Source organism: Cyclobacterium qasimii M12-11B (assembly GCF_000427295.1).
In the GTDB taxonomy this organism is placed as follows: Bacteria; Bacteroidota; Bacteroidia; order Cytophagales; family Cyclobacteriaceae; genus Cyclobacterium; species Cyclobacterium qasimii.
The window spans coordinates 1-9,185 of the sequence record NZ_ATNM01000175.1; the positions used below are offsets into that span (position 1 = coordinate 1).

Consider the following 9,185-nt stretch of genomic DNA (forward strand, 5'->3'; position numbering starts at 1 on the left):
TTCGAAGCTATTGCTGAATGGCTTTGAAAAAAGAAAAACAAAGCCTACTCTCTCAAGAAAATTTGGTAAAAGAAAAGGCATTACTTTTTACAAGTAATGCCTTTTCTTTATGTTATTTGTCTGATCCCAGGAATGGATACCTATAATCTGTGGCACTGACAAAAGTTTCTTTAATTGTCCTTGGTGAGACCCAACGGAGTAAATTGATCAAAGATCCGGCTTTGTCATTGGTTCCGGAAGCCCTGGATCCTCCGAACGGTTGCTGGCCCACGACGGCTCCTGTAGGCTTGTCATTGATGTAGAAGTTGCCTGCTGCGTGTCGAAGTTTAGTAGTGGCCATTTCTACGGCATACCTGTCTTTGGAGAAGATTGCTCCTGTGAGCGCATAGGGAGAACTTTGGTCAACCAGCTCTAGGGCTTCTTCAAAATGGTCGGCCTGATAAACGTAAATAGTAAGAACAGGGCCGAAAATTTCTTCAACCATGGTTTTGTACATAGGGTCCTGTACTAAGATCACGGTAGGCTCAATAAAAAAGCCTTTGGTTTTATCGCAATTCCCACCAGCAATTATTTCTACATTCGGTGCAGTTTTGGCAGCTTCGATATAGCCACTTATTTTATCAAAAGCTTTTTCATCGATGACAGCATTGATGAAATTACCAAAATCTTCAGTTCCTCCCATTTTCATGGAAGCAAGGTCTGCTAATAAATTTTCTTTTACTGATTCCCAAAGATTCGAGGGGATGTATGCCCTGGATGCAGCACTACATTTCTGTCCTTGAAACTCAAAAGCCCCACGGCTCAATGCGGTTGCCAGTGCTTTTGGATCAGCAGATTTATGCGCAATTACAAAGTCTTTACCACCCGTTTCCCCGACTATTCTAGGATAGGTTTTGTATTTGGAAATGTTGTTTCCAATAAGTTTCCATAGGGATTGAAAGACTCCGGTAGACCCAGTGAAATGAAGTCCAGCAAAATCAGGATGTGAAAAAACCACATCACCAGCATCGGGGCCGTCTACGTAGATCAGGTTAATCACACCATCAGGCAAACCTGCTTCCTTAAATACCTCCATCAATACCTTTGCGGAATAAATTTGGGTTTCTGCAGGTTTCCATACCACCGTATTGCCCATCATCGCTGGAGCCGTTGGCAAGTTTCCTGCTATTGCTGTAAAGTTGAATGGCGTAATGGCAAACACAAAACCTTCCAAAGGTCTTTGCTCCAGCCTATTCCATATGCCCTCTCCACTTATCGGAGGTTGCTGGGCATAGATCTCTGTCATGAATTTGACATTAAATCGTAGGAAATCTATCAATTCACAAGCTGCATCTATTTCTGCCTGATAGGCATTTTTGGATTGCCCAAGCATTGTTGCGGCATTGATTTTATCACGATAGGGACCTGCAAGCAGATCTGCAATTTTCAAAAAGATAGCAGCTCTTTGTTCCCATTGCATGTTCTCCCAGGCTGGTTTGGCGCCTAGGGCTGCATTTATGGCTTGGGTAACATGCTCTTTGTCACCCGAGTGAAATTGACCCAGTAAATGCTGTCTGTTATGGGGAGGGTGGATAGGTGTGGTTTTTCCAGTTTTTACTTCTTCACTCCCTATATACATTGGGATATCTACGACCTGATCACTGGCTGCTTTTAGGGCAGCCTGTAAAGAACCCCTCTCTTTGGATCCCGGAGCATAATTTCTTACCGGTTCATTGCTTGGTTCTGGTACATTAAAAAAGCCTTTAAGCATAATAGTTTGGTTTTTTAACCCGGATTAGCCGATAGTATTCGCAGTGAAATCATCACAATGCTGAATTTTATTGCCTTTTTCGGGTTTGATTTACAATCTGGTTATAAATCAAATATACAAATTAACAATGGCTTACCAGAATCGAAGGGTTTACAGTATTTTTATAAGCTCGGAAAGGTGGCGTATCCTATAAGTTGGGTTCACTTCGCTTTCAGTATTTAAAGGGTTATAATAAACCTGATCGATTTCAGCATTTTGAGCCCCTTGGATGTCAGAAAGTGGATTGTCACCAATCATCAGGCAATGGCTTGCTTCTGCTTTTAAATGAAGAAGGGCATGTTCGAATATTCTCTTGTCAGGTTTTCTAAATCCAGAATTTTCAGAGGTTACTATCAAGTCAAAATAAGTGTCCAATTTTGAAGATTTGAGTTTGTTGTACTGACTCAGATTAAACCCATTTGTAATTATGTGTAATTGATACTTGGTTTTCAGAAAGTCCAATGTTTCGAAAGCATGGTCCATTACCTTGGCTTTGGAGGATGTTCTTAAAATAAACTGCTCCTCAAGGTCTTTGGGGATCTCGGATAGAGGTAGTTGCGCTCTATTAAAAACCTCTTTAAATCGCATGGCCCTGAGCTCATCTTTGTCTATCAAGCCCTTATTAAATTGCTCCCAAAGGAGATGGTTGGTGGCTTGAAAGGCTTCAAAAAACAATTCGAAATCAGGGTTGCCTAAGCTCCCTAGGTTATAATCAGTAAATAATTCTGTCAGTGAATCTCTGACATTGCTGTCATAATCCCATAGCGTATGGTCGAGATCAAAAAGTAGGTGGGTATATTTTTTCACGTTTAATTATTTTCTGTAGGGATTGTTTTCAAATTTATTGATAGCCAGCTCTCTGTTGGAATACAATATCTCATAAACCTCTTGATCACGGAGAAGGTTTTGATCCTTTTTAATAAATTTTAAAATTTGATTTAGAATTTCATGTGCCTCATCGAGGACATAGTAAAATGTCCATTGGTCTCTTTTTTTGCTGCCAATTAACCCTGCATTTTTCAAATAGGTAACATGTCGACTTGTTTTCGTCTGGGTGAATTCTAAAATATGTTCAAGGTCAGATATGCATAATTCCTTGTTTTGCATGAGCAAATGTAGAATACGGACCCTTGACTCCTCGGAAAGTGCTTTGAAGACACGCATTCCGTAGTTTAAACTTATGTTTTTTAACCGCATTTAATTAACTTTAACAAATAAATCGGTTTGAAGATAATGAATTCAAAAGTAATTCACTTAATATCGTGTGATCAATGACCTTATTTAATAATGTCGAAATTCTCTTGTAGAAATTTCAAGGGAATTGCCCATGTAAAATTGTAAAAGTGAGACAAAGGCTAATCATATTAATTGTTGTTTGTATAGGTTTTTTTGGAAATGCTAATGATGCTTTTTCACAAGAAACTCCGGAAAAAAAGGTTGTTCAGTTTTCAGGTGTAATCCTGAATGCGGATAGTACCACAGCTATTCCTGGCGTAAATATTTATGTACCAAGAAAAGGTAGAGGAACCAGTAGTAACCGTTTTGGTTATTTCTCCATGCCTGTCGTAGCAGGGGATAGTATTGTGTTTTCCTATATAGGCTTGAAAAGACAAAGCATTAAGATTCCTGAAGACATCGAAAAGGAGGATGTGAGCTATATTCTCACCATGGTTCAGGATGAAATAGCACTTCAAGAGGTACAAGTAATGCCCTACCCTACAGAAGAAGAATTTAAGAATGCGATATTGGCAGTGAATATAGATGCTGCACCGCCTTTAAATAGGGGTAATTTAAGTCCCCAATTACTATTGCGTTGGGCAGCAGATATGCCAGCTTCAGGAAATGAAAACTTCAGGCAATTCACCAACCAACAAACGCAACAAACAATGGACCGTTATGGGCCAAGACCTATGCCATTGCTAAATCCATTCGCCTGGGCACAGTTTATCAAATCGATAAAAAATGGCGACCTGAAGAACAAGGATTAATTATCAGGGTTTAAAACTTTTATCTTCCGTTTATCCCAATTTTGATCATTAATGATATTGTTTTCCCTCATTAGGTTTGCAAAAAGGTATATTTACAGGCGAAATTTTAAATTATAGACCATATGAAAAGATTGATAATCTTGGGATGCTTATTGTTTTCCCAATTCAGTTTTGCTCAAGAATATTCCGCAAGGGAAGTAGAGCGACCAAAGTTAGTGGTAGGGATTGTCGTGGATCAAATGCGACAGGAATATTTTTACAGGTTCCATGATAGGTACGTTGAGGGTGGGTTAAAGAGATTGATGCATGATGGTTTCATGATGCAGAATGGTCATTACAATTATATCCCTACCTATACAGGACCAGGTCATGCTTCAGTTTATACTGGAACTACCCCTGCAACGCATGGTATCATAGGTAACAATTGGTACATCCGAGCGACAGATTCTGATATCTATTGTGCTGAGGACAGTTTGGTTACAGCAGTTGGAGGAAGTGCTGAAAACGGCAAAATATCTCCTAAAAATTTATTGAGCAGTACCATTACGGATGAGTTAAGATTTGCAACTGGAAAGCGTTCTAAAGTAGTAGGAGTAGCGATTAAAGATAGAGGTGCTGCATTACCTGCTGGTCACCTGGGAGATGCTTATTGGTATGATAGCAAGACAGGTGGTTTTATGACTTCCAGTTATTATCATGAAGAATTGCCTTCTTGGGTAAAAGAATTCAACAATAGAAAACTTGTTTCCAAATACCTGGATCAAACCTGGGAAACACTTTTTCCAATAGAAACTTATATACAGGGAGCTGCTGATGACAACGAATTTGAGTCTCCTTTTAAAGGCAAGGACAGACCTACATTCCCTTATGATTTGAAAAAATTGCAAAAGGACAATGGAGGGCTTGGCATGATCAGTTCTACTCCTTATGGAAATACCTATACTGTAGAAATGGCTTTAGCAGCCATAGAAGGAGAAGAATTGGGTAAAAGAGGAGAAACTGATTTTCTAGCAGTAAGCTTTTCTTCACCTGATTATATTGGACATAGATTTGGCCCTCAAGCCATAGAAGTTGAGGACAATTACCTTAGATTAGACAGGGACCTGGCAAGATTTTTTGACTACCTGGACAAAGAGATAGGCAAAGGAGAATACCTTGTGTTCCTTACAGCTGATCATGGTGTCGCTGATGTAGTCAACTACATGAAAAGCGAAAGAATGGTGACTTCAGGAAGCCTGAACACCAAAACGATGATGGCTGAATTGGATGCTTTCGTCAATCAAAAATATGGTGCTGGTGATTGGATATCAAGTTTTTCAAATCAGCAAATATTCCTAAACAGAGAATTGGTTAACGAAAAAGAGCTGTCTCTAGTAGAAATGCAAAGAGCAGTAGCTGATTTTATTTTGACCTTTGATGGCGTTAAAGAGACTTATGTTGCAGATGACTTAAGAAGGTATGAGTATACTACTGGATTTAAGCATAGGTTACAAATGGGTTACAACCATAAATCTTCAGGAGATGTGATGGTAATCATGGAGCCTGCATGGCTTGCCAATGCAAGCAAAGGTACCACCCACGGAACAGGTTATACCTATGATACCAATGTGCCTATCGTATTTTACGGATGGGGAGTGAAACCAGGTAGCAGCAGCAGGTATGCTACCATTACAGACATAGCACCTACTTTATCCATGATGTTGAAAACCAGGCTTCCTAGTGGAGCAACAGGTCAACCGATCGTTGAAATTGTAGATGCAAAATAATAAAACACTATAGTTTTTTTAGTAGAAAATGCCTGGCTTTAAGTCAGGCATTTTTTTTGGGCAATTGTGAATGATTTTTTTAACCCGGTTACGAAGACATAGAAAAATGTAACCTAATGACCCTGACTTGAAAGATTTTGTCAGCATTGTTGCAAAGAAAGAGCAACAATACCGCCAAAATCGATTAGCGTTTTATTCACTAATCCGGTGGCTGATGCCACCGGCTATAATCATGTCACCCCTGTCGGGGTTTTTGTTTTCCGTATTGATTAATGTTAGGTTTTTATTTAGGGAAGTGACGTTCTGATTTTGTCAGTATTGTTGCAGAAAAAGAGCAAGAATACCGCCAACATCAGTTGTGTTCTTTTTCATTTGCCACGGTCTGAAACTGTGGCTACAAAGATTTCGCCCTTCAAGGGCTCCCTGCTAGGAGTAGATGGCATCTATTCTCCACCCTATTAAGGAGATTGATCGAATAGTGGGTCGTCCACGGGTAAAATGCCGTGATTGTAGTTTCTGAAGCCTTTTCTAGGCTGAAATTTGCAATTGGCTGTTTTTAAATACTTGTAATAAAACTACTTAATGATTTTCTGCTTTAATAATTTTTAATAAATTAGTTGTGGTTGTTTTTTATCGGGATCCATTAAATTAATGTGAGGTATAAAAGCTATACAAATTAACCTTTCAATTAAGGAATTTGGAGCTTGATGAAATGTGTATGCATCCCCATTCTAATTGTACTATATACATAGGGTTTAAATTTTAAAACAGGTTTTTAATGTTCAAATATTTAAAAAACTACTGTCTAAGTAGCGCGCTTTTTCTTCCAGCTCTATTTCTTCTTTCTTGTCAATCCAATGATTCTTCAAAGAAGTTGATCAGTGAGCTTCCGGATTCAGGAAGCTTAATATCCAAAGAAATAGCGATAGACAGTACTGTGCTGATTCCTTCCAAAATACTGGTGTTTCCTGACAAGGCGGTTATTCTAGACAATGGCAAAGAATCTTTGTTTAAGGTTTTCAGTTTGCCTGACTTTTCCCTCCTTTACAGTTTTGGTAAACTTGGGGAAGGACCTGATGAATTTAGTTATGTAGATCCCAATTCTCTGCAAAAAAGAGGAGATGATTTGGTGGTGGTCTCTGGTACAAAGCTTAGAAAAATCAGGATGGAAGAGGGGGGATCCGTTATGGGGGAAAGTGTGAAACTAATCAAGTCAAATGCTGGTCTCGTGAACAGGCTGCTTATGCTCAATGATTCCACCTATATATGTGATATTTTTGATGCTATACCGGGAGGGCCGGAATACCAAATGGTAAACCTGCCTAGTGCTAAAGAAGTAGCCACATTTGGTAAGTATCCCGAACAATCTACAGACCAAGGTAGTGGTGAAGGCAACCTATATCGGGATTTTGGAAAATCAACCGTGATCAATCCAAAAGACGGGAGATTGGCTGCATTTTACTTTTCACAAAATCAAATCAAGTTTTATAATCCCAAGGGAGAATTCTTAAAGGAAATAGGCGTTGAAGCGCTTGAAAAACCAGTTTCTGGTGATGAATTGGACCTTTTTTGGGTAGAGCCTTACGCAACCGAAAATCATATTTATGTCTTGTTTATAGGTAAGCCCAAAAGTGTGATAAAAGAAGAATTTGAGACTTTCCGGCCCCATATGGAAATCTGGGATTGGGAAGGAAACTTATTGGAGCGTTATACGGTGGATCAATTCCTCACTAGCTATGCTGTTTCAGAAAAACGGCAAAAAATATATGGGTTTTCTTATTTTAAAGAAGGTGTACTTTTCGAGTATGATCTAAAAGATGGTGTGCGACCCAGTCCTCTTATTGGTAAAAATCAAAAAGGGACTTCCCCAAAGAAAGACAAAAAAACTGAAAAGCAAGATCAGATTATCGACCCTAATAGTGAAATCATTGCTGAGAACGATTATTACAAAATGAAATTACCAGTAGGGTGGAATTATACTGCTGTAAGAGGGGAAGTGAAAAAAGACTATTATGAAAAAGACAACATGTACCTAACCATTGATTCTTTCAGGAGTCCAAAACGGGAGGGAAAGTCCTTTTGCGGAGATGCTTCACTTCAGGTAAGAATTTTATTTCCTAAGGAAGCGGCTTTGGATATAGGGAGCCATTTGGATAAAATGGTAGCTGATTATCGGTCCAATTCAAGTTTGATTGACTTGAATGCAAAAGAAATAGGTGGTGAGGAAAAATCTAAAGGTTATAGGTTGAATTATGCGAGCCAGCTAGTTGATTCCAAAGGTGTTAAATATACTCGCCAAAACGAGGTTACCCTCTTTGAAAAAGAGAATAGGATAATTCAAACCATCTATAGTAGTTGCGATGTATATGAGCACTATTATGAGGAGGTGCAGGAGTCCTTAGCTACCCTTACCTTTAAAGATGCCTTTCCCAATGGGGAGTAGAGATTGAGTTCTTGAGGTTATAAACTTTTTTATGGTGGATGAAGAAAGCCCACACTAGGAGTAGATTGCATCTACTCCTTACTGTTTTATGGGAATTTAAAAGTGAAAGACATGAAATATTCAATCACCGCAAACCACCAACAAAACTAAAACATGCTATTGTTATTGGCAGCATCGGTAGGCACCTGTTGGATGGAATCCCAGTGTTCGCAGATTTTTCCGGCGTCATCAAACCTGAAAAAGTCCATGGTGACATATTGGTCATTTCCTGGCCAGATCTGCCGGGTATGAAGGGCCACCAGATCACCCTCAGCAATACAACGTAAAAATTCGATGGATTTTTCGGGGTATTCTCGCTGCATTTTATCAAAATAATCAATAAAACCTTGTGTGCCATTGGCTACTGCGGGGTTGTGTTGAATGTATTCTTTACCCACGTATTTTTCTACCGCCTCTTTTGGCTTCCCGAGGTAGGCAGTTTTGTAAAAGTCGATGGCGTTTTCCTTGTTTGTGTCGGTGTTCATGGTTTTAGGTTTTTTGCAATGAGGATTGTATGGGTTAAATCAATCTGAAAATTCCATTAAGAAACGTTTAGCTATCTCAGAGGTTATGATTTTGTCAGCATTGTTGCAAAGAAAGAGCAACAATACCGCCAAAATCAGTTGTTTCCTGTTCTATTAACCAAGGGCTGACACCCTTGGCTGATATATTTCGCCCCGTCAGGGCTTGGTGAGGTCAAATGAAATAATGCACGATCACGTAAGAAATAGACGTTAAGATTTTGTCAGCCTTGTTGCAGAAAAAAAGCAACAATACCGCCAAAATCGATTAGCGTTTTATTCACTAATCCGGTGGCTGATGCCACCGGCTATAATCATGTCACCCCTGTCGGGGTTTTTGTTTTCCGTATTGATTAATGTTAGGTTTTTATTTAGGGAAGTGACGTTAAGATTTTGTCAGCATTGTTGCAAAAAAAGAGCAACAATACCGCCAAAATCAATTGGCGGTATATTCCGGTTTCCGTGGCTTGACACCACACAGTTATTATTGCTGAAGCCCTTCAGGCTTCTGTATGTGTTCTAAAATGACGTCTCACCAGCTGGCGCCAGTGGCTGAGATATTTCACCTTGTTGGGGCTTGGTGAGGTCAAATGAAATAATGCACGATCACGTAAGAAATAGACGTTAAGATTTTGTCAG

The 9,185-nt window shown here is 39.3% G+C and carries 7 protein-coding genes; 3 read left to right on the plus strand and 4 right to left on the minus strand.

The window, feature by feature from the left end:
* Window positions 1-112 precede the first annotated feature (112 nt).
* From pruA to ADICYQ_RS22105, 3 genes are all read right to left on the minus strand, one after another.
* Window positions 113-1,750, minus strand: coding sequence for an L-glutamate gamma-semialdehyde dehydrogenase (gene pruA / locus ADICYQ_RS22095; RefSeq protein WP_020894125.1), 1,638 nt, complete (start codon window positions 1,748-1,750; stop codon window positions 113-115).
* Window positions 1,751-1,900: 150 nt separating this feature from the next.
* Window positions 1,901-2,596, minus strand: coding sequence for a YjjG family noncanonical pyrimidine nucleotidase (locus ADICYQ_RS22100; RefSeq protein ID WP_020894126.1), 696 nt, complete (start codon window positions 2,594-2,596; stop codon window positions 1,901-1,903).
* A 6-nt stretch (window positions 2,597-2,602) separates the two neighbouring features.
* Window positions 2,603-2,986, minus strand: coding sequence for an ArsR/SmtB family transcription factor (locus ADICYQ_RS22105; RefSeq protein WP_040417630.1), 384 nt, complete (start codon window positions 2,984-2,986; stop codon window positions 2,603-2,605).
* A gap of 146 nt (window positions 2,987-3,132) precedes the next feature.
* Here ADICYQ_RS22105 and ADICYQ_RS22110 point away from each other — a divergent pair, with 146 nt between their 5' ends.
* The 3 genes from ADICYQ_RS22110 (at window position 3,133) to ADICYQ_RS22120 (ending at window position 7,986) form a co-directional block, all read left to right on the plus strand.
* Window positions 3,133-3,777: a carboxypeptidase-like regulatory domain-containing protein gene (locus ADICYQ_RS22110; RefSeq protein ID WP_020894128.1), complete on the plus strand. Its 645-nt coding sequence runs from the start codon at window positions 3,133-3,135 to the stop codon at window positions 3,775-3,777.
* 122 nt (window positions 3,778-3,899) lie between these two features.
* Window positions 3,900-5,543, plus strand: coding sequence for an alkaline phosphatase PafA (pafA, locus tag ADICYQ_RS22115; protein WP_020894129.1), 1,644 nt, complete (start codon window positions 3,900-3,902; stop codon window positions 5,541-5,543).
* A 778-nt stretch (window positions 5,544-6,321) separates the two neighbouring features.
* Entirely contained in the window at window positions 6,322-7,986 is a 1,665-nt protein-coding gene (locus ADICYQ_RS22120; protein ID WP_040417633.1) for a BF3164 family lipoprotein, read from the plus strand.
* A 146-nt stretch (window positions 7,987-8,132) separates the two neighbouring features.
* Here the strand turns inward: ADICYQ_RS22120 and ADICYQ_RS22125 are convergent, their stop codons facing one another.
* Window positions 8,133-8,510: a nuclear transport factor 2 family protein gene (locus tag ADICYQ_RS22125; protein ID WP_020894132.1), complete on the minus strand. Its 378-nt coding sequence runs from the start codon at window positions 8,508-8,510 to the stop codon at window positions 8,133-8,135.
* Window positions 8,511-9,185: the final 675 nt, after the last annotated feature.

What these genes read in the sequence shown, in the direction of transcription:
- ADICYQ_RS22125 (WP_020894132.1), bottom strand. Translation starts at nt 8,510, where the DNA reads ATGAACACCGACACAAACAAGGAAAACGCCATCGACTTTTACAAAACT.
- pafA (WP_020894129.1), top strand. Translation starts at nt 3,900, where the DNA reads ATGAAAAGATTGATAATCTTGGGATGCTTATTGTTTTCCCAATTCAGT.
- ADICYQ_RS22105 (WP_040417630.1), bottom strand. Translation starts at nt 2,986, where the DNA reads ATGCGGTTAAAAAACATAAGTTTAAACTACGGAATGCGTGTCTTCAAA.
- ADICYQ_RS22120 (WP_040417633.1), top strand. Translation starts at nt 6,322, where the DNA reads ATGTTCAAATATTTAAAAAACTACTGTCTAAGTAGCGCGCTTTTTCTT.
- pruA (WP_020894125.1), bottom strand. Translation starts at nt 1,750, where the DNA reads ATGCTTAAAGGCTTTTTTAATGTACCAGAACCAAGCAATGAACCGGTA.